The sequence below is a fragment of the Actinomadura pelletieri DSM 43383 genome (genome assembly GCF_003634705.1).
Taxonomy (GTDB): Bacteria; Actinomycetota; Actinomycetes; order Streptosporangiales; family Streptosporangiaceae; genus Spirillospora; species Spirillospora pelletieri.
On sequence record NZ_RBWU01000008.1, the window covers coordinates 444,931 to 467,244 of the forward strand.

19 protein-coding genes are annotated in these 22,314 nt (G+C 71.5%); 13 read left to right on the plus strand and 6 right to left on the minus strand.

The window, feature by feature from the left end:
• Positions 1-14: 14 nt before the first annotated feature.
• The 7 genes from BZB76_RS32705 to BZB76_RS32735 all read left to right on the plus strand — a co-directional run bounded on the left by BZB76_RS32705 (position 15) and on the right by BZB76_RS32735 (position 8,451).
• Complete coding sequence (locus tag BZB76_RS32705) at positions 15-1,118, plus strand: DegT/DnrJ/EryC1/StrS family aminotransferase (RefSeq protein ID WP_121438289.1); 1,104 nt, start codon at positions 15-17, stop codon at positions 1,116-1,118.
• Complete coding sequence (locus BZB76_RS32710) at positions 1,115-2,131, plus strand: Gfo/Idh/MocA family protein (RefSeq protein WP_121438290.1); 1,017 nt, start codon at positions 1,115-1,117, stop codon at positions 2,129-2,131. The genes BZB76_RS32705 and BZB76_RS32710 overlap by 4 nt, the downstream gene beginning before the upstream one ends.
• A complete protein-coding gene (locus tag BZB76_RS32715; RefSeq protein WP_121438291.1) occupies positions 2,121-3,743 on the plus strand; it encodes a glycosyltransferase family 2 protein in 1,623 nt (540 codons plus the stop codon). Before BZB76_RS32710 ends, BZB76_RS32715 begins: the two co-directional genes overlap by 11 nt.
• 3 nt (positions 3,744-3,746) lie before the next feature.
• Positions 3,747-5,042 (plus strand): nucleotide sugar dehydrogenase, encoded by a 1,296-nt coding sequence (locus tag BZB76_RS32720; RefSeq protein ID WP_121438292.1) that lies wholly within the window; start codon positions 3,747-3,749, stop codon positions 5,040-5,042.
• 38 nt (positions 5,043-5,080) lie between these two features.
• Positions 5,081-6,283, plus strand: a complete 1,203-nt coding sequence (locus tag BZB76_RS32725) for a glycosyltransferase (protein ID WP_246007366.1) — start codon at positions 5,081-5,083, stop codon at positions 6,281-6,283.
• On the plus strand, positions 6,280-6,771 hold the full coding sequence (locus BZB76_RS32730; RefSeq protein WP_121438293.1) for a hypothetical protein: 492 nt from the start codon (positions 6,280-6,282) through the stop codon (positions 6,769-6,771). The genes BZB76_RS32725 and BZB76_RS32730 overlap by 4 nt, the downstream gene beginning before the upstream one ends.
• 93 nt (positions 6,772-6,864) lie before the next feature.
• Positions 6,865-8,451 carry a glycosyltransferase family 4 protein gene (locus BZB76_RS32735; protein WP_211343306.1) on the plus strand — a complete coding sequence of 529 codons (1,587 nt, stop codon included), beginning with the start codon at positions 6,865-6,867 and terminating at the stop codon, positions 8,449-8,451.
• A gap of 34 nt (positions 8,452-8,485) precedes the next feature.
• Here BZB76_RS32735 and wecB read toward each other — a convergent pair whose 3' ends face one another.
• Positions 8,486-9,583, minus strand: a complete 1,098-nt coding sequence (gene wecB, locus BZB76_RS32740; protein ID WP_121438294.1) for a non-hydrolyzing UDP-N-acetylglucosamine 2-epimerase — start codon at positions 9,581-9,583, stop codon at positions 8,486-8,488.
• A gap of 224 nt (positions 9,584-9,807) precedes the next feature.
• On the opposite strand from wecB, the gene BZB76_RS32745 reads away from it, so the two are divergent.
• Both BZB76_RS32745 and BZB76_RS32750 read left to right on the plus strand, forming a co-directional pair.
• Positions 9,808-11,184, plus strand: a complete 1,377-nt coding sequence (locus BZB76_RS32745) for a glycosyltransferase (protein ID WP_121438295.1) — start codon at positions 9,808-9,810, stop codon at positions 11,182-11,184.
• 20 nt (positions 11,185-11,204) lie between these two features.
• On the plus strand, positions 11,205-11,747 hold the full coding sequence (locus BZB76_RS32750; protein ID WP_121438296.1) for a hypothetical protein: 543 nt from the start codon (positions 11,205-11,207) through the stop codon (positions 11,745-11,747).
• Between the two features lie 12 nt (positions 11,748-11,759).
• Here the strand turns inward: BZB76_RS32750 and BZB76_RS32755 are convergent, their stop codons facing one another.
• From BZB76_RS32755 to BZB76_RS32775, 5 genes are all read right to left on the minus strand, one after another.
• The gene (locus tag BZB76_RS32755) at positions 11,760-12,380 is read right to left on the minus strand and encodes an acyltransferase (protein ID WP_121438297.1); all 621 of its coding nucleotides are present in this window, start codon (positions 12,378-12,380) and stop codon (positions 11,760-11,762) included.
• A gap of 19 nt (positions 12,381-12,399) precedes the next feature.
• The gene (locus BZB76_RS32760) at positions 12,400-14,355 is read right to left on the minus strand and encodes a glycosyltransferase family 2 protein (protein WP_121438298.1); all 1,956 of its coding nucleotides are present in this window, start codon (positions 14,353-14,355) and stop codon (positions 12,400-12,402) included.
• Between the two features lie 60 nt (positions 14,356-14,415).
• The gene (locus BZB76_RS32765) at positions 14,416-16,212 is read right to left on the minus strand and encodes a CDP-glycerol glycerophosphotransferase family protein (RefSeq protein WP_170180877.1); all 1,797 of its coding nucleotides are present in this window, start codon (positions 16,210-16,212) and stop codon (positions 14,416-14,418) included.
• Between the two features lie 108 nt (positions 16,213-16,320).
• Positions 16,321-17,739 carry a bifunctional cytidylyltransferase/SDR family oxidoreductase gene (locus BZB76_RS32770; protein ID WP_121438300.1) on the minus strand — a complete coding sequence of 473 codons (1,419 nt, stop codon included), beginning with the start codon at positions 17,737-17,739 and terminating at the stop codon, positions 16,321-16,323.
• 241 nt (positions 17,740-17,980) lie between these two features.
• The gene (locus tag BZB76_RS32775) at positions 17,981-19,081 is read right to left on the minus strand and encodes an acyltransferase family protein (protein WP_121438301.1); all 1,101 of its coding nucleotides are present in this window, start codon (positions 19,079-19,081) and stop codon (positions 17,981-17,983) included.
• 146 nt (positions 19,082-19,227) lie between these two features.
• Here BZB76_RS32775 and BZB76_RS32780 point away from each other — a divergent pair, with 146 nt between their 5' ends.
• The 4 genes from BZB76_RS32780 (at position 19,228) to BZB76_RS32795 (ending at position 22,243) form a co-directional block, all read left to right on the plus strand.
• The gene (locus BZB76_RS32780; protein ID WP_121438302.1) at positions 19,228-19,644 is read left to right on the plus strand and encodes a PGPGW domain-containing protein; all 417 of its coding nucleotides are present in this window, start codon (positions 19,228-19,230) and stop codon (positions 19,642-19,644) included.
• Positions 19,645-19,802: 158 nt separating this feature from the next.
• Positions 19,803-20,144 (plus strand): hypothetical protein, encoded by a 342-nt coding sequence (locus BZB76_RS32785; protein ID WP_121438303.1) that lies wholly within the window; start codon positions 19,803-19,805, stop codon positions 20,142-20,144.
• 9 nt (positions 20,145-20,153) lie between these two features.
• Positions 20,154-20,819 (plus strand): dienelactone hydrolase family protein, encoded by a 666-nt coding sequence (locus tag BZB76_RS32790; RefSeq protein ID WP_121438304.1) that lies wholly within the window; start codon positions 20,154-20,156, stop codon positions 20,817-20,819.
• Positions 20,816-22,243 carry an RtcB family protein gene (locus BZB76_RS32795; protein ID WP_281273935.1) on the plus strand — a complete coding sequence of 476 codons (1,428 nt, stop codon included), beginning with the start codon at positions 20,816-20,818 and terminating at the stop codon, positions 22,241-22,243. Before BZB76_RS32790 ends, BZB76_RS32795 begins: the two co-directional genes overlap by 4 nt.
• Positions 22,244-22,314 lie beyond the last annotated feature (71 nt).

Sequence of the window (22,314 nt, forward strand, 5' to 3'; positions counted from 1 at the left end):
TAAGGAGTCTGTGCATGCCCGTGGAATCCCAAGGGCTCGTCCCGGCGGCGAGTCCCGTGATCGGGGAGGCGGAGATCGAGGCCGCGGTGCGCGTGCTCCGCAGCGGACGGGTCGTCCAGGGGCCGGAGGTCGCCGCGTTCGAGGAGGGGTTCTCCGAGATCGTGGCGGGACGGCACTGCGTGGCGGTCAACTCGGGGACCTCCGCCCTGCATCTGAGCCTGCTCGCGCTGGGCCTCGGCCCCGGCGACGAGGTGATCGTCCCGTCGTTCACGTTCGCGGCCACCGCCAACGTCGTCCGGCTCGTCGGCGCCGACCCGGTGTTCGTCGACATCGACCCGGACTCGTTCTGCGTCGATCCCGACGCCGTCGCCGCCGCGATCGGCCCGCGCACCGCCGCGATCATGCCGGTACACCTGTACGGGCACCCGGCGGCCATGGACCGCATCGGCCCCCTCGCGGAGCGGCACGGCCTCGCCGTCGTGGAGGACGCCTGCCAGGCGCACGCCGCCGCCGTCGACGGGACCCCGGCGGGCGCGCTCGGCACGGTCGGCTGCTTCAGCTTCTACCCGACCAAGAACATGCACGCGCTCGAGGGCGGCATGATCACCACCGCCGACGCGGAGACCGCGCGGACGCTGCGGCTGCTGCGCAACCAGGGCATGGAGCAGCGGTACGCCAACGAGATCGTCGGCGCGAACATGCGGCTCACCGATGTCGCGGCGGCCGTCGGGCGCGAGCAGCTCAAGCGGCTGCCGGAGTGGACGGAACGGCGCATCGCCAACGCCCGGTTCCTGGACGCGAAGATCACCGGCGCGGTGACGCCGCCGGTCGCGGACGGCGTCCGGCACGTCTACCACCAGTACACCGTCCGGGTGCGCGGGGACAGGGACGCCGTCCAGCGGCACCTTGAGGAGAAGAAGATCGGCAGTGCCGTCTACTACCCGACGCCCGTCCACCGGCTGCGGCCGTTCCTGAAGGACGGCCGTCCGGATCCGCGCTGGGACCTGCCGGAGACGGAGCGGGCGGCGGAGCAGGTGCTGTCGCTGCCGGTGCACCCGTCCCTCACCGAGGACGACCTGGCGCGCGTGGCCGACGCCGTGAACGGGGCGGCGTCGTGAGCGCGCCGCTGCGGGCGGGGCTGGTCGGACTCGGGGTGATGGGACGCAACCACGCGCGCGTCCTGAACGGTCTGGACGGCGTCGACCTGGTCGGCGTCGTCGACCCGGTGGCACGGCCCGAGAACGTGCCGCACGGCGTCCCGCTACTGAAGTCCCTGCCCGAACTGCTGGAACTCGGCGTCGACTACGCGGTGGTGGCGTGCCCGACGGCGCGGCATGAAGAGATCGGGCTGGCGCTGGCCGAGGCCGGTGTCGGCGCGCTGGTCGAGAAGCCGCTCGCCGACTCGGTGGAGGCCGCGGAGCGGATGGTGAAGGCGTTCGAGTCGCGCGGTCTGGTCGCCGGGGTCGGTCACATCGAGCGCTACAACCCGTCGTTGCAGAGCATGCGGGCGCGGCTGGAGGCGGGCGAACTGGGCGAGGTGTTCCAGGTCGTCACGCGGCGGCAGGGCCCGTTCCCGCACCGCATCGCCGACGTCGGCGTCGTCAAGGACCTCGCCACCCACGACATCGACCTGACCGCGTGGGTCACCGGCCAGGACTACGTGTCGATCACCGCGCACACCGTGGCGCGCAGCGGCCGTCCGCACGAGGACATGGTGGCCGCGGTCGGACGCCTCGCCGACGGGTCCATGGTCAACCACCTGGTGAACTGGCTGAGCCCCCTCAAGGAGCGCACCACGGTCGTCACCGGTGAGCGCGGCTGCTTCGTCGCCGACACGCTCACGGCCGACCTGACGTTCTACGCGAACGGGGAGCTGTCCACCGAATGGGAGGCGCTGCGGGCGTTCCGCGGTGTCTCCGAGGGAGACATGATCCGGTACGCGATCCCGAAGCGGGAACCGCTGCTGGTCGAACACGAACGGTTCCGCGACGCCGTCCGCGGCGAGGGGAACGACATCGTGACGCTGCGGCAGGGCCTGCGGACGGTCGAGGTCTCGGCGGCCGTGCTGGAATCGGCGAGACGCGGCGAGACCGTCTCGCTCCGGCCGTCGGGGGTGCTGGGTGCCGTCTGACACCGGTGGCGGCGCTCCCCACGCCGACGCCCCCGTCGACGTGACCGTCATCGTCGCCGTCTACAACACGATGCCGTACCTGACCGACTGCCTGAACTCGCTGGTGAAGCAGAGCATCGGCGCGGACCGCATGGAGGTCATCGCGGTCGACGACGGCTCCACCGACGGCAGCGGCGCCGAACTCGACCGGTTCGCCGCGGCGCATCCCGGCGTCGTGAAGGTCCTGCACCAGGCCAACTCGGGCGGTCCCGCCGCGCCCAGCAACCGCGCCCTCGACATCGCGACCGGCCGGTACGTGTACTTCGTCGGAGCCGACGACCGCCTCGGGCGCCGGGCCCTGGAGAAGATGGTCGCCGCGGCCGACGAATGGGGCTCGGACGTCCTCGTCGGCAAGATGCGGGGCGTCAACGGCCGGCAGGTCAAGCAGGAACTGTTCACCGAGAGCCGCGCCGAGATCGACCTCTTCGACTCGCCGCTCCCGTGGCTGCTGTCGAACTGCAAACTCTTCCGCCGCGATCTGGTCGAGCGGTACAAACTCCGCTTCCCCGAGGACATGCGGATCGGCAGCGACCAGCCGTTCACCATCGAGGCGTGCGTGCGCGCCGAACGGATCTCGGTGCTGGCCGACTACACCTGCTACTACGCGATGCTCCGCGAGGACGGCGGCAACATCACCCAGGGCACCGTGGAGGTCTACACCCGCCTGGAGTGCGCCGAGAGGCTCTTCGAGTTCGTCGCCGGACTGTTGGAGCCGGGCCCGGAGCGGGACGCGATCGTCCACCGGCACGCCAAATGGGAGCTGACGAAGCCCATTCGCGAGAGCCTCCTCGAACTCGACGACGAGGCGCGCCGGGACGTGTGCACGCGCGTCGGCGCCATCGTCGACCGGTACGTGCCCGATCATGTGCTGGCCCTGCTGCCCATCCGGCGGAAGGTCCGGCTCCGCATGGCGCAGCGCGGCGACGTCGCGGGGCTGTGCGCGCTCATCGAGGCCGATGCCGCGGACGCGACCTACCCGGTCGTGCTGCGGGACGGCCGCGCCTACTACGCCTACCACGGGTTCGACGACCCGGACGCGGGCCTGCCCGACGACCTCTACGAGATCGCGAAGGGGCTGCGCCGGCGCCTCATGGAGGTGGCGCGGACGGTCGCGGCACGACGCGACGGGGACGTGCTGGAGGTCACCGTGCGGGCGGCGATCATCGGCGCCGATGTCGAGGACCCCGAGACGGTCCGCCTCGCCTACGCCCCGCGCGGCCGGGACCGGCGGGTCGGCCTGGACGAGGCGTCCGGTGTGACCCTCGACCGCACCCTCACCGCGGACGGGCTGACGATGACCGCGCGGATCCCCATGCCGCTGCTTTTCGCGGAAGGCAAGGACAAACGCACTTTAAGACTGATGGTCCGGGTGTCAGGCGACACCCATGACGCGGTCGTCCCCGCGGGCCTGCCCGGCCCGTGCAAGTCGGTCATCTGGCATCGGGCCCGGCCGTTCCGGCTGTCGGTGCGGGGCGACGCGCGCGGCCACACGGCGATCGAGACCCGCCCAGCCCTTCCCGCCCGTGCCGCCGCCCGGCGGCTCCGGCGCGCGACGTTCCCTGGAGGTAGATAACACATGCGGATCTGCGTGGTCGCGCTCGGCAAGATCGGTCTTCCGCTCGCGGTGCAGTTCGCCCGCAAGGGCCACCGGGTGACCGGCGCCGATGTCGACGAACGCGTCGTCACCGAGGTGAACGCCGGCCGCGAACCGTTCCCCGGCGAGGCCGACCTGGACGTCCATCTCGCGGAGGCGGTGCGGGCCGGGCTGCTCACGGCGACGACGGACACGGCGGCGGCCGTCGCCGAGTCCGACGCGGTCGTCGTGGTCGTCCCGCTGTTCGTGGACGAGGCGGGCGTCCCCGACTTCGGCTGGATGGACGCCGCGACCCGCTCGATCGCGGCCGGTCTGCGCCCGGGAACCCTGGTCAGCTACGAGACGACGCTGCCGGTCGGCACCACCCGGAGCCGTTGGGCGCCGATGCTGGCGGAGGGCTCGGGTCTCACCGCGGGAACCGACTTCCACCTGGTGTTCAGCCCGGAGCGGGTGCTGACCGGCCGGGTGTTCGCCGACCTGCGCCGCTACCCGAAACTCGTCGGCGGCATCGACGACGCGTCCGCCCGGCACGGCGTCGAGTTCTACGAGCAGGTCCTCGACTTCGACGACCGTCCCGACCTCGACCGGCCCAACGGCGTGTGGGACCTCGGCTCCGCCGAGGCCGCCGAACTCGCCAAGCTCGCCGAGACGACCTACCGCGACGTCAACATCGGCCTCGCCAACCAGTTCGCCCGCTACGCCGACACGGTCGGTGTGGACGTCATGAAGGTGATCGAGGCCTGCAACACCCAGCCGTACAGCCACATCCACCGGCCCGGCATCGCGGTCGGCGGGCACTGCATCCCCGTCTACCCGCGGATGTACCTGTGGAACGACCCGCGGGCGACCATCGTCAGCGCCGCCCGCGAAGCCAACGTCGCGATGCCCGAGCACGCGGTCGACCTGCTCGCCGCCGCCCACGGCGACCTCACCGGCGCCGGGGTCCTCGTGCTGGGCGCGGCCTACCGGGGCGGCGTCAAGGAGACGGCGTTCTCCGGCGTCTTCCCCACGGTCGAGGCGCTGCGCAAGCGCGGAGCCGTCCCGTACGTCTCCGACCCGATGTACACGGCGGAGGAGTTGGACGCGCTGGGCCTGCCCCCGCACCGGGACGAGTCGGTCACGGCGGCGATCGTCCAGGCCGACCACGCCGAGTACCGCGACCTCGCCCCGGACGACCTGCCGGGCGTCAAGACCCTCGTCGACGGCCGCCGCGTCACCGACCCGGCCCGCTGGTCCGGCGTACGCCGCGTCGTCATCGGCGCCCCCGACCACATGTGACGTTCCCCGAGAGGTGAACGAGAGGTGAGAAGGTGAGCATGGCCCACGACCGGGACGTGGCAGTCGTCACCCCCTGGTATCCGAGCCCTCCCCAGCCGTTTCTGGGGGCCTTCGTCCAGGCGATGGTCGAGGCGACGGCTCCAGGCTGCGGCGACGTCACCGTCTACCACACCGACGCGTGGCCGGCGCGGATGAAGAAGGCCGCCGCGGACAAGGCCGACGCGGCGCACCGCAGCCTCTTCCCGGCCGCGCTGCACCGCGGGAAGACCGTCGGGGGAGCCGACCTGCTGCGCGTTCCCGTCCTCACCCCCCGGGGCAGCTTCGACCAGGTCGCCCAGCGCCACTCGCTCTGGCTGCGTGAGGCGTTGGGCGGCGAGCCGATCCCCGCGCCGGTCGTCCACGCGCATGTGGGGTTGCGCGGTGGATGGCCGGCGCTGGAGAACGCCCGCCCGGACGCGCGGGTCTTCATCACCGAACACGCGTCCTACATCGACAAGGTCCTGGCCCATGACGGGTGCCGCGACATGTACGGGCAGATACTCGAGCGCTGCACCACCTTCTTCGCGGTGACCGACGCGCTGCGGGACAAGCTCGTCGCCACCTTCCCGTCGCTCGCGGACAAGATCGAGATCATCTCCAACCCGATCTCCTTCGAGGTGCCGCGCCCGGAGCCCGTCACCGAACTGCGCCGGTGGCTGTACGTGGGCGGCCTGATCGAGCGCAAGGGCGTCGAGTGGCTGCTGGAGGCGTTCGCCAAGTGCCACGCGGACGACCCGGAACTGACCCTGACGATCGTCGGGGACGGACCCCTGGAGGACACGCTCACCACGCGTGCCGCCGAACTCCAGGTCGACCACGCCCTGACCATGCTCGGCGCGGTCACCCCCGACGTGGCGACCCGGCTCATGCGCGAGCACGACCTGCTCGTCCACCCGTCCCGCTGGGAGACCTTCGGCGTGACGGTCGTCGAGGCGGTCGCCGCGGGGATGCCGGTGCTGGTCACCCGCTGCGGCGGTCCCGAGCACACCCTCGCCGGGATCGAGGACGCCGCCGGACAGATGATCGACGTCGAGGAGAACGCGGAGTCCATCGTCGCCGGGTACCGCCGGCTGCGCGACCGCTTCCCGCACGGCCTGGACCTCGACCGGGCGCAGCGAACACTGGACGAACGCTACGGCTATCGAGCGGTCGCCGAGGCCCACTACCGGCACTGGTTCCCCGACGGAGGTCACGAGGCATGAACGTCGTGTTCCTGGCCCTCGGGGCCACCCGCAGGGAAGCGGTCATCGCCGAGACCCGGAAGGTCATCGCGGGCGGCGGCTCGGCCACGGTGGTGATCCGCAAGCCCGGGGCCTGGGCGGAGAATCCGCTTCCCGCCGATGTCGAGGTCGTCGAACTGGACAGGTTCCAGCGGGCCCGTCCACGCCTGATCGGGCTGCTGCTGTTCCGCGTGCCGCGGCTGCTGCTGCGCGTGTTCCTGTCCGGCCCCCTGCGCGGGCGGCGGGAACGGTGGGACAAGGCCTACCGGCGCCGGATCGCCGATCCGATCGACCGGCGGCTGGGCCGCTTCTACCGGCTTCCCTCCGACGAGGTCCTCAACCTGGCCGTGCGGGCCGGCGCGTCCCCGGACCTGCTCGTGGTCGCGGACGCGCAGTCCCTGGCACCGGCCGCCGAGCTGCTGTCCAAGGACTCCGGACGCGGCCTCAACGTGGCCTTCTACAGCCGGTGACACAAGCATTCCGACCGGATCCGGGCGCACGGGCCGGTCGCACACGGACCCGGCGGGGAGCGCGGGTCCGCAACTGCGGTGGAGGAGTACGAAATGGTGCAGGGTGAAGAGGGCGCCGAGGCCACGGCGTCGCGGGGCCGGATCGTGATGCTCGTCGACAACGGTGTCACGAACGACTCCCGGGTGCAGAAGGCGGCGCACTCGACCGCGGAGGCCGGCTGGGAGGTCCATCTCATCGGCAGCACGTCGGGGACGAGGGCGCGCACCTGGACGCTGGGCAAGGCGAAGGTGCGGCTCGTGCCCGTCCCCATGACCCTCCAGGGACGTCCCCGGAGCTGGGTCCGCACCCAGTTCCGCCGCCCGCTGGCGTACGCGACCCCGGAGACCGCGGCCTACCGTCGCAGGCTCGTCCGGTCCCGCAGGTCCGACCTCGCCGCGAGCCGTCTCGCGCGCGCGAACGGCTTCCCCACGCCGCCTCAGCCGGTGCTGATGGCCCGCCGGGTCGCCACGAAGGTCCAGGGCAAGTGGGTCGCGCTGCGCGAGCGCCAGACCAAGTCCCTCGCCGCGGCGCGCAGCGATCTCGACTCCTCGTTCGACCGGCTCGGCGCCCGTTTCTGGCAGAAGGTGCTCGGCGACCGCTGCTGGCGGGTGCTGGACCGGAGCCTGTGGGACTGGGAACTGTCGTTCGGGCCGGTGATCGACAAGCTTCAGCCGGACATCATCCACGCCAACGACTTCCGCATGGTCGGCGTCGGCGCCCGCGCCGTCCTGCGGGCCCGTGCCAAGGGCCGGGACGTGAAGCTGGTGTGGGACGCGCACGAGTTCCTGCCCGGTATGAACCCGTGGGTCGCCGACCCGCGCTGGCTGCCGGCGATGGTCGCGACCGAGCGGGAGTACTCCGGCATGGCCGACGAGGTGCTCACGGTGTCGGAACCGCTGGTCGATCTCCTGATCGACCATCACGGGCTGAAGAAGCGTCCCACGGTCGTCCTCAACGCGCCCCAGATCGCCGGCGTCGGCGAGCCCGCGGACGACCAACGGCCCGCGCCCGACCTGCGGGAACTGTGCGGCATCGACGCCTCAACCCCGCTCGGGATCTACAGCGGTGTCGCCAGCCCGAAGCGCGGGCTCGGCGTGATGATCGAGGCGCTGCCGAAGCTGCCCGACCTGCACCTCGCGTTCGTGGTGAACAGGCCGAAGGGCGAGTACATGCAGGAGCTGCGCGCCCGCGCGAAGGAACTCGGCGTGGCCGACCGCATCTCCGTGCTGGGCTATGTGCCGTTCCACCAGGTCGTGGAGTTCCTGTCGGCCGCGGACTTCGGCGTCCAGCCGCTCCACCAGGGACTGCTCAACCACGAGATCGCGCTGAGCACCAAGTTCTTCGAGTACTCGCACGCGAGGTTGCCCATCATCGTCAGCGATGTGAAGGCGATGGCCGACACCGTCCGGAAGACCGGGCAGGGCGAGGTGTTCCAGGCCGGGGACGTGGCCGACTACGTCAGGGCCGTCGAGGCGATCCTGGCCGACCCCGACAAGTACCGGCGCGTGTACGACGACCGTCCCGACCTGCTGAAGAGCTGGACGTGGGACGCGCAGGCCGAAATCCTCAACACCGTCTACAGCAGGCTTCTCCCCGAAGTCCCGACCAAGGCCGCCCAGACCGCCTCCAGCACCGCCTGACACAGGGGCCGGGGCCCCCGCCCCGGCCGCCGGGTCAGCGGCGCGCGTGCTCGACCAGTGTCCGCACGACGGCTTCGGCGGCGCGGCCGTCGCCGTAGGGAGTGCCGCGCGGCGCGTCCGGCGCGGGGCGCGTCGCGATGGCCGTCCAGGCGGCCTGACTCAGCGATCCCGGGTCGGCGACCAGTTCGTTCCAGCCGTCCTCAAGGGTCTCGACCCATTCGGTCTCGGTCCGGAGGGTCGTGCAGGGGCGGCCGAGCAGGAACGCCTCCTTCTGGAGGCCGCCGGAGTCGGTGACGACGCCCCGCGCGCCGAGCACGGCCGCGACCAGCCCGGCGTAGGGCAGCGGCCGTCCGACCCGGACGGCGCCGCGCGCGAGTTTGATCCCGTGCTGCTCGGCACGGGCCACCAGGCGGGGGTGGGCGAGCAGCGCGACCTGCGTGGGCAGGGCGGCGAGGGCGTCGACGAGCGACCCGAGCCGTTCGGGCTCGTCGGTGTTCTCCGCGCGGTGCAGCGTGGCCACCAGGTACGGCTCGGCCGGGTCGATCCCTTCGGGCAGCTCGGGGGCGGGGGCCTGGCCGGCCAGGACCGCGTCGCGCACGCGCAGGCACACGTCCACCATCACGTCCCCGGTACGGACGGTCCGCTCCGCCAGGCCCTCGGCGGCCAGGTGGCGAACCGCCTCCTCCGTGGGGGCCAGCAGCAGGTCGGCGGCATGGTCGGTGAGGACCCGGTTGTGCTCCTCCGGCATACGGCGGTTGAAGGAGCGCAGGCCCGCCTCCAGGTGCGCGACCGGGAGGTGCTGCTTGACGGCGGACACGGCCCCGGCCAGCGTCGAGTTGGTGTCCCCGTACACCAGGACCCAGTCGGGGCGCTCGGCGTCCAGTACGGGGTCCAGCGCGGCCATCACGGCACCGGTCTGGACACCGTGGCTGCCCGAGCCCACACCGAGGTGGACGTCAGGGTCGGGGATGCCGAGCCCGGCGAAGAAGACGTCGGACAGGTCGGCGTCATAGTGCTGGCCGGTGTGCACGATCACATGCCGATGGCCTTCCGCGGCCAGCGCGGAGGCGATCGGCGCCAGCTTCACCAACTGTGGCCGAGCGCCGACGATGCTGAGGATAGTGAGGGTCATCGTGCCTTCTCCGTAGGGAATTCACCGTGTCCGTCCGGGCGCTGCCCACCCTATGGGGGTTCTCGGATTCATCGTTGCGGGGGCCGCGCGGCACGGTCCACCGACGGCAGAACCCCACGATTCGGGCACAGTGGACGACAACGCCCTGAATTTGCCCTCAAATAGGCACCTACTAGACCGGGTGATGTCATATGTGATTCCGGACACCTGTAAAATCTGGTTTCATGCCACGTCGCCGCCCGCGCCTGCTTTACCTTGCCTTCTATTTTCCGCCGTCCCGTGCCAGTGGTGTCTACCGGCCACGCGCCACCGCCAACCGGCTCGTCGAAGAGGGTTGGGACGTCACGGTCTTCGCGGCGCCGCTGCCGTTCCTGTACGACACCATCGGGTCGGTCGACGAGAAGTTGATGGACACCATCGACCCCCGGATCAGGCTGGTGCGGCCCAACCTGAACCGGTACACGTGGCAGACGGACCTGCGCGACTTCAGCGGCTTCCGTGGCAGGTTCCCGCACCTGGCGCACTCCCTGCACATGTGGGGCCAGAACAGCGTCTTCCCGGACCGGTACCTGTCCTGGGCGCGCGCCAGCGTCGCCAAGGCACTGCGAATGCACGCGCGGCGCAGGTTCGATCTGGTGCTGGCGACGGGGAACCCGTTCGCGTCGTTCGGCGCGGCGTGGCTGTTCAACAAACTGACCCGCACCCCCTACATCATCGACTACCGCGACTCGTGGACGCTCGACCAGTTCAAGGGCGAGGCGAGGTACGAGGACGACCATCCGGCCTGGCGGTGGGAGCGCCGGATGCTCAAGGCGGCGGCCAACTCGGTGTACGTGAACGACGCGCAGCGGGAGTGGCACGCCGAGCGGTACCCCGAGGCGGCCGACCGGATGATGACCGTCCTGAACGGATGGGACGCCGACACGCTCGCCGGGCATGTCGAGCCGCCTCCGATCGCGCGGGCACCTGGTGATCGTCCACTCCGGTTCTCCTTCGTCGGCACGGTCACCGACGTGCAGCCCATCGAGGAGATGCTGGAGGGCTTCGCCCGCGCCCGCGAGTATCCCGACGTGGCGGGCGCCGAACTCAACCTGTACGGATACTTCGGGTTCTTCCGGGGCTCGGTGGAGGTCATCCGGCGGCGGTTCGCCGAGGCGACCGGCATCGAGATGTCCGAGGACGAGCAGGTCCTCGCGCCGGGCGTGCGGTACTGCGGGCCGGTGTCCAAGACCGAACTCGTCGACGTCTACCGCGACTCCGACGTGCTGGTGTTCCTCAACGGCGGCGGAAAGTACGTCACCACCGGAAAGATCTTCGAGTACATGGCGGCCGGCCGGCCCATCGTGTCGGTCCACGCGCCGGGCGGGGCGGCCGAGGCGCTGCTGAAGGACTATCCGCTGTGGTTCAACCCCGGCGGGCTCGACCCGGCGGGCATCGCCTCCTCGATGGTCGAGGCGGCGAAGGCGGCGACCGGGCTCGACCAGCGGCAGGTGGACGCGGCCCGTGCCTGCGCGGACCGCTACGAGCGCGGTGTCACGCTGGAACCGCTCGTCGAACGGCTGACGGAACTGGCCGCCCGCAAGCGCGCCGTACGAGGATGACCACGGTGGGAGGCGACGTAATGAGCGGTGTGCAGGCTCCGCGGGTGCTGCTGCTGGCCCTGGCCCCCGGACGCGGCAGGCGCGACTCGGTCATCGACATGGCCGCCCATTTCCTGGACGAGGGCGCCGAGGTCGAGCTGGTCACCGCCAAACGAGGCTGGGACGAACTGGACGAGCGGGCAAGGCTGCACCAGCTTCACGAACTCGAGGCCAAGCACCCGCTGACGTGGCTGGAGAACGCCGTCGTCATCCGGGCGCCCCGGGTCGTCTTCCTGCCGACGAGGCTGCTCGGCCGCCCCGGCAGGAAGCTCGACCGCGTACGGAGCAAGAGCAGCAAGTGGGTCCACCGCAAGCTGTACCTGCCGGTCTACAAGCACATCCGGCCGCTGCTCCTGGCCAGGATCGCCCGGCGGCGGGTCATGCCCGGCATCGACATGACCGGGGTCGTCCGGGTCATCGTGGCCGACCGGTGGGGGGTGCCGCTCGGTTGGCGGCTGGCCCGCCGGCACCCCGACGTCCCGGTGACGATGCGGATGGACAAGACCCTCGACGGCCGGGCCTGACCGCGACTCCGGCTATGGGCGCGTGCCGGGCGCCTTCTCCGCCAGGACCGTGCCGGAGGAACCGTCCGGGCTCTCGACGTGGAGGGCGCCGGTGCGGGGGCACTCCCACGTCCCGTCCGGAAGCTGGACGAGCCGGGCCCCGGCCCTGCCGACCCAGCCGATCCGGCGCGCCGGGACCCCGGCCACCAACGCGAAGTCGGGCACGTCGCGGGTGACGACCGCCCCCGCCGCGACCATCGCCCACGCGCCGATCCGGATCGGCGCGACGCACACGCTCCGGGCGCCGAGCGACGCGCCCTCGGCGACGTGCACGCCGACGGCCTCCCAGTCGCTTCCGCGCTTGAGCTTCCCGTCCGGGTCCACCGAGCGGGGCTCCCGGTCGTTGGTGAGCACGACGGCCGGGCCGACGAAGACACCGTCCTCCAGGACGGCGGGCTCGTAGACCAGCGCGTGATTCTGGATCTTGACGTTGTCGCCGATCCGCACACCGGCGCCGATGTAGGCGCCACGGCCCACGATGCAGCCCGTGCCCAGCCGCGCGTCCTCGCGAATCTGGGCGAGGTCCCACACCGTGGTGCCCGCACCGAGTTCGGCGCTCGGGTCGACCTGCGCGCTCGGAATGATCCGGCTCATGCCCCGCCTTTCCCATCGTTCATCGGACCGACCGCGCCCGCCCGGGGGACAGGCGCCGCAGCACCCGCTTCAGCCGGGCCGCCAGCGGCACCCTGACCAGCACGGTCATCGGATCGGGCTTGACATGGACACGGCGCGGCGGCAACACGGACGCGGTCACCGGTCCAAGGATCTCGCCGCCCGGAACGCGGAGCTTGACCGGGTCCCCCGATCCGTCGATCTGGACCGCCACCCGCCACGACCCGGGCCGGACACCGGCGAGCGGGATCTCGGCGACACGGCGTGCCGGACGGTCCGGGTCGGGTGTCAGCGGAACGCGAAGCGCGGCGTCGGCGGCGCCGGGACGGTGGAGCACCACACTCATGTCGGCCCCCGGACCGGACGGCGCCTCGACCGCCACCCGCAGCCGGCGGCGCGGCATCCAGCCGACCTCGACGTCGCGTAGATCGGAGGAGGTGAGCGTGGCGCCGACGTTCATCCGCAGCCTGCCATGCCCCGAGGTGGCGGGCTGGGGACGGACGAGACGCGCGGTGTCGCCGTCCGCGGGGACCAGGAAGGCGTGCGGGACGGGCACGTCCGCAGGCTTGCTCAGCGGCGCGGTGAGCGTGTGGCCCTCGATGACCGCCTCCACGCTCAGCGCCCATCGGCCGTCCGGCCAGGAGGCCGCCGGAGGATCGATCGTTCCAGTGAAGGCCGTCGCGCGTCCCGCCTCGGACAGGTCGCCGGCACCGGTCGTACAGGGGAACCGGTGGCGGGCACCCGTGCTGTGCTCCGCGATCAGATGGACCTCGGGTGTCCCCTCGGTGACGCCCGGGATCAGGACGGTACCGTCGACCACCAGCCCCGCCTGCCCTCCCGCGACCCCGGTCACGGTGGCCCGGAGTTTCACCGGCGTCTCGTAGCTCTCGTCGGGGATGCCCCGCTGCCGGAAATAGGGGTACAGGGCGTACGCGCGCCCGTCCTCAAGAAGGACTTCCGGACGCCGCCCATCGCGGTGGAACCGCAGGATCTCTTCGAGTTCGGCGTCGAGATTCTGCAGGACGCAGTGGGCGACCACGCGGCGCAGGGTGTTGTAACGAGCCAACAGCCCAGGCGTGAGCCAGGCGTTGAGCAGCTCCCGGCACCCCTTCCGGGCGGTCTCGCGCTCCTCGTCGGAGGCGTCCAGGTAGCGCCGTTCGAGCCGGGTGAACACCTCCTGGTGGAGATAGCGGTAGTGCAGACGCTCCCGCTTCTCCCCGGGGTCGGTGCGCTTGGCGATCATCGCCATCGCCTCCGCCGTGACGGCGTGGACGTCGGCGGTCGAGGCGCCGCCCAGCTGGGTGGTGCTCGTCCCGTCCGCCCTGGCGGCCCAGTAGTAGCAGTCGTAGTCGGCGAGGAGGGACACCCCGCTCGCGTTCAGGTACGCGCCGGTGGTGAACAGATGGTCTTCGTGGGACAGCATGCCCTCGGTGAAACGCAGCTCCGCCTTGTCGATCAGCGAGCGGCGGAACAGTTGCAGCGCCGCCATCGACATTCTGGGGAGCAGGTCGCAGTCCTCGTCGAGCACATGCGTCCGCTCGATCGTCTCCTCGAAGATCGGCGGCACGCGGCGTCCGCCCGTTCCGACCTGTTTGCCGAGGACGATGTCGGTGCCGTTGCGTTGCGCCATCGCCGTCATCCGCTCCAGCGCCTCGGGCCCGAGCGCGTCGTCGGCGTCCAGGAAGAACACGAACTCCCCGGTCGCCACCTCCAGGCCCCGGTTGCGGGGCGCGCCGGGCCCACCCGTGTTCGTCTGGTGGATGACCGTCAACCGGTCGTGGACGCGGGCCAGCTCGTCCAGCAGCTCGGCGCTGCCGTCGGTCGACCCGTCGTCGACGGCGATCACTTCGATCTGCTCGGGGGGCAACGACTGGGCGAACGCCGACTCCAGCGCCGCGGCGACCGTGTCCCGGCAGTTGTAGACCGGGGTGATCACGCTGACCAGCGGTTGTGTCATGGGTGCCTCGGCAGGGTCACAGCGGGGTGTTGACGGGTCTTCGACCCGTCAACCGACACCTTATGCCGGGTCGGGCACCCGCGGAGTTGGTAGCGCGTACTTCGTTGATCGCGGACCCGCCTCGGCGAGCGTGTCGACGGCCGTGGCGAACCGGGTCATCGCGTCCGGCTCCGCGGGGCCCAGCAGGTAGTCGCGGAGTTCGGCGCGGTCGTCGGCGAGCGGGTCACGGCCGGGCGTCGTCGCGACCGCGAGGATGTCGGTCAGTTCGGCGCAGCCGGGACCGAGCAGGTACGCGGCGGAGGCCGACGGGAAGTCGGCGCGGAACCGCGCGTCGTCCACCCCGTGCGGGTTGGTGACCACGTACGGCTTCAGGCTCGGCATGTAGTCGGAGATCACGCTGGAGATGTCGGTGATCAGCATGTCGGACCGGTTGAAGCAGTCGTGCAGGGACGCCTCGGCCCCCGTGACGACCCGGTGCGCGCCGCCCGCCTGGTTCGCCTGCTCGATCATTGCCACGATCCGCCGGTGCGCCGCCGCGGCGGACGCCATGCGCGTGCCGGTGTACGGGTGCGGGCGGTAGATGACGCGGAGTCCCGGGCCCTGCGCCAGCAGCGCGCCGATGATCTTTTCGCCCATCGGGAGCAGCGAGCAATAGCTGTGGTCGCTGTCCCAGCCCTCCCAGGTCGGCGCGTACAGGACGGTCGGCACCTCGTTGCCGGTCGGCCCCTGGGTGATGCCCGCGAGCTGCGGGCGTCCGACCTCGACGATGGCCTCGTCGCGGACGCCCGCCTCGGAGTTGCGGTAACGGTCGCGGCCCGCCGGGCCCGCGACCCACACCTCGTCGAACACCTTGCTGACCGGGTTGGAGCTGGAGTCCTTGTCGCTGTCTCCGTGCCCGACGAACACGTGCTTGATGTCCGGCTCGCGGAGCAGGTGGAGGTTCTTGCCGGTGTTGCCGGTGTACAGGGCCACCCGGACGGTGGTCCAGTCGAAGTTCATCATGTCCTCGGCCCGGGAGATGCACACGATCGGCAGCCGGGTGGGGGCGAGCGCGGCCACGACCTCCGGCGACCGGACGAGGACCATCGCCTTGCGGTTGAGGCGCTCCAGGGTCTCCAACCACATGTTGCCCTGGTAGGCGTTCACGGCGGTGCCGGTGAAGTACAGGACGACCTCGGGCCCGTACTCGCTCACGCGGCGCTGGACGTCCCGTCCGACACGCTTGCCGTTGGCCAGGCGGCGCATCTGCTTCAGCCTCGGCGTCTGCCAGCCGACGGAGCCCAGCATCGTGGCGGCGGCGAGCACCAGTCCGGCGACCAGCAGCGCGGGGACGTCCACCAGCAGCCCGACCGCGCCGGCCAGGACGGGAAGGGCGTCGGCGTACCTCTCGACCAGGGCGATCAGCCGCACATGCCAGCGGGGCTCGGCCTTCGGGTAGGCGGGTTCGCCCGCGCCGAGGTTGCGGGTGGCGTACGGGAGCGAGTTGCCGCGCCGCAGGGCGGTGGCGCCGATCAGCGTTCCGGCGCGCAGCCAGTCGAGGGCGAACAGGCCGATGGCGGCGGTCGCGACCGTGGCGTCGCCGACGCCGCCGGCCTGGGCGAACAGCAGCACGAACGCGCCCTGCCGGATCAGGAGGCGCGCGCCGGCGCCCAGGTCACCCCAGCGCAGTGGCCGGTCGGCCTCCGCGAACAGCCGGAAGACGGTCGGCTCGGCCAGGTACGTCGCGACCGCGGCGGCCAGGAACCAGCCGGGGGATCCCGCCACGGCCGCCCCGATCAGCAGCGTGAGCGTGACGGGCAGGGACAACACCGTGGACAACCGCAGAAGCTTCGAGTACCGGGGGACGAGTCGCCGCACGGTACACCTCCATCTGGTCAGCGCGGCCTGGGGGCGGCGATGAGGGGTCGGGGGCATCCGCCCCGCGGGGGTGGCGGATGCGCGGGGGACGGGGGACGGCGGAGGCCGTCAGGTGGTGCGGCCACCGGTGAGGGGGTCTTCGCGACGGACGTCGATGACCTGGCCGGTCAGGCCGGACAGCAGGACGTTCAGCGACGTCCGCGCGACCTGGTCGGCGCTGAGCAGCGTGTGCGGGGGCTCCTGCCCGAACGCCTGCGTGCGCATGGGGGTGCTGGTCCGCTCGGGGTTGATGCAGTTGATGCGCACGCCGTCGGCCGACCACTCGTCGGCGAGGGCCTGCGTGAGGTTCACGGTCGCGGCCTTCGCCGACGAGTACAGGCTGTACTCGGCGCGCCCGCGGGTGTAGGAGCTGGACGTGTAGAGCAGCAGATGCCCGCCGGTCTTGGCGAGGTAGGGGAACGCGGCGCGGGCGATGTGGATGGGCGCGAGGTAGTTGACCCGCAGCGCCTCCTCGATCGCCTCGGGGTCGATGGCGTCGAGCCGCCCGATCCGCAGCACGCCCGCCGTGTTGACGACGAAGTCGACGCGTCCGGTCGCCGAGTACGCCTGCGCCAGCGCGGCGGCGACGTCGTCGGGACGTTCGGCGTGGGTGCGGGTGGCGCCGCGGCTGTAGCCGAAGACACGGGCGCCGAACCGCTGGGCGAGGTCCGCGAGGGCGGCGCCGATGCCCTGGCTCGCGCCGAACACGACCATGGTCTTTCCGGCGAGCGCGTCGGCGTACTCGTCCTCGGCCAGGTCGGGGGCGTCGGACGAGGCGAGCTGGAACAGCTTGTCCGCGACGAACATGTCGACCGGCTCGGTGACCTTCATGTTGTGCTCGTCACCGGGGACGACGTAGATCGGGGTGCCGGGCAGGTACCGCAGCACGACCGAGCAGTCGTCGGTGGCCTCGAAGTTCTCGTCGCGCCAGGCCTTCTCGTAGGCGGCGCGGATGGTGGCGAGCCGGAAGCCCTGCGGGGTCTGCCCGCGCCGCAGGTTCGCCCGGCGCGGCACGTCCACGATGACGTCCTCGTCGACCTGGATGATCGTGTCGGCGGACGGGATGGCGACGTCGACGGCGCGGTGCTCGCGCAGCGCGGTCACGCAGTCGCGGATGATCCGCTGGGACAGCAGCGGGCGCACCGCGTCGTGGAACAGCACGTTGGTGGTCTCGGCGGGGTGGTCGGCGAGCGCGTCGAGCGCGAGCTGCGTTGTAGCGTTCCGAGACGTCCCACCTGGGAGGACGGCGGTGACCTTGGTGCAGCCCGCCTTCTTCACGCAGTCGGCGGCGTCGTTCAGGAAGCCGGGGTTCATCAGGACGAGGATCTCGTCGATGTCGGGCGACTCCTCGAAGACGCCCAGGGTGTGCTCCAGAATCGTCTTGCCGGCGATCTTGAGGAGCTGCTTGGGGGTGCTGAGGCCCATTCGCTGCCCGCTGCCACCCGCCAGGATGACGGCAACGGTGTGTTGTCCGCCCTGCGGCGCCATGACCAATCCGACCGTCCTTTTCCGTCCAGTGACCGAAATCGGCCACCTGGTGAAATTTGTTACTGTGCCCGGTGATCCATGGGAGCGTCGGGGCCTCGGCGCAGAGCAGGGCGATGGATGCACGCGGGGATGAACTGCCGCCTAACTGTACCCGGTCTGCCGGGTTATGTGAGGGTTTCGGCGATCTTGCGGCTCGCTGTGATGGGCGGATGACCGGCGCGAACGATTGGTGACCCGATGGTCACTGTTTGGCGAAAAGTGGTCTGATGTCCGGTTCTACCGCCCAGCGTGTCATCCGGCGGACCGGGCCGGTGCTCAGCAGCGTCGCGACGACGCAGCACACCACCGCGACCAGCAGCACGCCCGGAACGCCGTGCAGCCAGCCCGGGTCGTTCCACCCGGCGAACGTGAACAGCCGCGTCAGGAAGCCGTGCAGCAGGTAGGTGTACAGGGTTCCGGTGCCGAGGTCGGTGTACCAGGTCCGCCGGGACGGGACGACCGCCAGGAACGCGGCGATGAGCACCACACCCGCGAGGAGCAGCCCCATCCGCATCGCCGTGCCGGTCAGCTCGCCGACGCCCATGTCGGCGTTGGAGTGCGTCCACCGGATCCATCGCGCGTCCATCCGCGGATACGCGAGGAACGCGACGACGAACCCCGCCGCGAGCGTCACCGCGCCCGCCACCCGGACGGCGGGCCGCCGGACGATCTCCAGCATCTCCGGCCGCAGCGTGAGCCCCAGCACATAGAACGGCATCAGCCCGAGGATCCGGTAGATGTCCAGCGTGCCGCCGAGATCGCTCATGAACGCCAGCAGGGCGACCAGCACGGCCCCCGCCAGCGGGAACCGCGCCCGCCGCCAGATCGGCGTGAGCAACCGCCAGACGAACAGGGCCAGCAGGAACCAGGTGATGTAGTACGGGTTCAGCAGTTCGATCTCGAACTTGCGGTCCCCGAACGCCCAGGCGAACAGGCTGTAGGCCGTCTGGAAGATCACGTAGGGGGCCAGTGTGGCGCCGAGGAGCCGGACGACCCGGTCGTCGGTGAGCGTGAACCGCTTCGACAGATAGCCGCTGATCATGACGAACACCGGCATGTGGAACAGGTAGAAGAAGTAGTAGATCGCCGAGGCCAGTGCGACATCGTCCAGGCCCGCCACGCCGTGCCCGGTCGCGACGAGCAGGATGGCCAGGAACTTGGCGTTGTCCAGATGCGGATCGCGTCCCCGGGGGGCCGCGCCGCCCGCCGTCCGGCGCGTCTCGGGCGGGCGCTCCGGCGGGTGCTCCGGTGCGTGTCCCACGGTGTTGTCGCCCGCGACGGAAGCCTCGGGTGTCTGTGTCATCGGTTGGCTCTGCTCCTGAGGAGGGGCTCCCGGAGCATACCTGACCAATCCCTCCACACTCCGCGAAACCGCCGGTCACCGGGGGTTACCGCTCGGGTGCACCGTTGTGGATCTAGGCTGGGGGCACCACGGGACGGAGGCGAACGATGGGGTACCGGAGGCATGCCAAGCGCGGCGTGATGATGGTCGTCGGCGGGTTGATCCTGCTCACCGGCGTGGCGCTGCTGGTGCTGCCGGGGCCGGGGCTGCTGCTCGTCCTGGCCGGGCTCCTCATCCTCTCCCGCGAGTTCCCCACCCTCGACCGCTATGTCGAGCCCGTCCGGATACGCGCCGTCCAGGCCGCGGAGGAGAGCGTGACCTCGTGGTGGCGCCTCACGGGCTCGATCCTGACCGGGCTGGCGCTGTTCGCCGCGGGTGTGGCCTGGGGCCTGGTCCCGGAACTGCCGCTGTCCGGCTGGAGCACCGGTTCCGGCCTGATCCTGTCCGGTTTCATTCTCTTCGCCCTGCTCTACTGGAGCCATCGCCGGGTCCGCGCCGCCCGCGGCGCCGCCCGACCGAACTGATCGTTCCGCGGTCTCCGACTTTCCCGAAGGTTCCGGCGCGCGGATTTGATCCGTGGAATGGGTATCCCCGTGCCATGGGTATGGGCATTCTTCTTCGTGTACTCGTGGCCGGGGGGCTGGCTGCGGACGCCATCATTCACTGGCGGTTCGCTCCTGACATGGCGCCCGGACCCAACACTCCGAGCGGCACCATCCCCGGAGACGACCTCTTCCGCGCTCAGGCGATCGCGGCCGCCGTGGCGGGCCTGCTCGTCCTGTTCTGGGCGCGCCGCTGGACGTACGCGCTCGCGTTCGTCGTCGCGGCGAGCGCCGCCGGGGCCGTGCTGCTCTACTACTACGTCGATTTCGGACGGCTCGGTCCAATTCCGCGCATGTACGACCCGTCCTGGTACGCCGATAAGACGATCAGTCTGGTGGGGGAGGCCGTGGCCGCGATCGCCGCGTTGGTCGGGTTCTTCACCGTCCACCGGAAACGGAATGCCGGGCCGTCCGACGGGTAGCCCGGCGGTATGAACACCGCAGAAGTGACGATCGACCTCCAGGGCGCGGCGCTTCCGGGTGATCTCGCCCTGCCGGACGAGCCGCTCGGCGTGGTGCTCTTCGCGCACGGCAGCGGCAGTTCCCGGCGCAGCCCGCGCAACCGGGCCGTCGCCGCCGGGCTCACCGAGGCGGGCATCGGCACGCTGCTGTTCGACCTGCTCACCCCGCACGAGGACGAGACGGACGCCTTCACCGGCGAGTTCCGCTTCGACATCGACCTGCTGACCCGGCGGCTCACCGGCGCGGTCGACTGGGCCGCCGGCGCGCCGCGGGCGGCCGGTCTCCCGATCGGGCTGTTCGGCGCGAGCACGGGCGCCGCCGCCGCGTTGCGGACGGCGGCGGAACGTTCCGAACAGGTCAGGGCCGTGGTGTCGCGCGGCGGTCGTCCCGACCTCGCGGGCGGTGCGCTGGAACGGGTCGCCGCGCCGGTCCTGCTGATCGTCGGGGCCCGCGACCCGCAGGTGCTCCGCCTCAACGAGGAGGCGTCCGGACGGATGCGGGACGCCGTCCACCAGTTGGAGATCGTGCCGGGGGCCTCGCACCTGTTCGAGGAGCCCGGCACGTTGGAGCAGGTCACCGCGATGGCCGTGCGATGGTTCGACCGGTACCTGGCACGGCACGCCACCGTGCCATGACCACCGTGCCCGTGCCCCTGGTGCAGGACGGCCCGTACCGGTTCCGGATCGAGCCGTCGGGGGCGATGCGCGTCCCCGGTGTCGTGTTCGCCTCACCGGAACTGCTCGGCACGGCCGACAACGCGATCGGGCAGGTCGCGAACGTCGCCACGCTGCCCGGGATCGTGGACGCGTCGTACGCCATGCCGGACGTGCACCTCGGATACGGCTTCGCGATCGGCGGCGTGGCGGCCACCGACCCGGGCGACGGCGGCGTGGTCTCTCCCGGCGGCGTCGGGTTCGACATCTCCTGCGGGGTCCGGCTCATGGCGGCCGATCTCGACGCGGCGGAACTCGAACCCGTCCTGGAAGACGTGATGGACGGTCTCGACCCGGCCGTCCCGCGTGGCATGGGACGCGGCGCCGTCTGGCGTCCGTCCGGTCCGGAGGAGCTGACCGGCATCCTCACCGGCGGCTCGCGGTACGCGGTCGAGCGCGGCCACGGCGACGAGCGCGACCTGCTGCGCTGCGAGGACGGCGGCGCCGTCGCCGACGCCGACCCGGGGCAGGTCGGCGAACGGGCCATGGAGCGCGGCGCCGGGCAGGTCGGCAGCCTCGGCTCCGGCAACCACTTCCTGGAGGTGCAGCGGGTCGCCGAGGTGTACGACACGGCCGTCGCGGAGGCGTTCGGGCTGCGCCGGGACCAGATCTGCGTCATGATCCACTGCGGGTCGCGGGGGCTCGGGCACCAGATCTGCACCGACCATGTCCGCGCGATGGAGGCGCGGATGTCCCGGTACGGCATCGAGGTCCCGGACCGGCAGCTCGCCTGCGCGCCGGTCGACTCCCCCGAAGGACGCGCCTACCTGGGCGCCATGGCGGCCGCCGCCAACTACGCCCGCGCCAACCGGCAACTGCTCGCGCAGGCGGCGCGGCGGGTGTTCCGGCGGGCCGCCGGAGCGCGCCTCGACCTGGTCTACGACGTGTCCCACAACCTCGCCAAGATGGAGGACCACGCCGTGAACGGCGAGCGGCGCCGCCTGTGCGTGCACCGCAAGGGCGCCACCCGTGCGCTGCCGCCGGGCCATCCCGACCTGCCGCCCGACCTGCGCGAGGCGGGCCAGCCGGTGCTGATCCCGGGGACGATGGGCACGGCGTCGTACGTCCTCGCCGGCGTGCCGAACGGGCGGGCCTTCTATTCGACCTGCCACGGGGCCGGACGGACGCAGAGCCGCCACCAGGCCGCCCGCGGCGTCAAGGGCAAGGAGCTGCGGGCCCGGTTGGAGGCGAACGGCATCGCCGTCCGCGCCTCGTCCTGGCGTGGCCTGGCGGAGGAGGCGCCGGAGGCTTACAAGGACGTGTCCGCCGTGGTCGAGGCCGGCGAAGGCGCCGGACTCTGCCGCAAGATCGCCCGCCTGGAGCCGCTCGGCGTCGTCAAAGGCTGACCATCACACGTCGATCGTGACTCGGTGGGACCAGCCCTCCCGCCGCCGAGTCGCGGCTTGAGCGCGATTCG